This window comes from Nonomuraea sp. K271, assembly GCF_009908215.1.
Lineage (GTDB): Bacteria > Actinomycetota > Actinomycetes > Streptosporangiales > Streptosporangiaceae > Nonomuraea > Nonomuraea longispora.
In genome coordinates this window covers 1-509 of the sequence record NZ_JAAAHR010000402.1, presented here as the reverse complement: position 1 = coordinate 509, position 509 = coordinate 1, and the positions used below count along the sequence as shown (strand labels likewise).

Sequence of the window (509 nt, the reverse complement as noted above, 5' to 3'; positions counted from 1 at the left end):
CGTTCGCCGAGTCCCGGGTCCTCGTCCGCACCAAGGGCGGCGAGACCGAGCTGGCCCGTGCCGAGGAAGTCGACTACATCGACGTGTCGCCGCGCCAGATGGTGTCGGTGGCCACGGCGATGATCCCGTTCCTCGAGCACGACGACGCCAACCGCGCGCTCATGGGCGCCAACATGATGCGGCAGTCGGTGCCGCTGCTCAAGAGCGAGGCGCCGCTGGTGGGCACCGGCATGGAATACCGTGCCGCGACCGACACGGGCGACATGGTCACCGCCGAGAAGGCGGGGGTCGTCGAGGAGATCTCGGCCGACTACGTCACGGTCGCGAACGACGACGGCACGCAGACGACATACCGTGTGGCGAAGTTCAAGCGCTCCAACATGGGCACCTCGTTCAACCAGAAGCCCATCGTCGCCGAGGGCGACCGGGTCGAGGTCAACCAGGTGATCGCCGACGGGCCGTGCACCGACCAGGGTGAGATGGCGCTCGGCAAGAACCTCCTGGTGGCG

The 509-nt window shown here is 68.0% G+C and carries 1 pseudogene; it reads left to right on the top strand.

Annotated elements, in window-relative coordinates:
• Positions 1-509: pseudogene (locus tag GUY59_RS47175) on the top strand (DNA-directed RNA polymerase subunit beta); the annotation flags it as partial.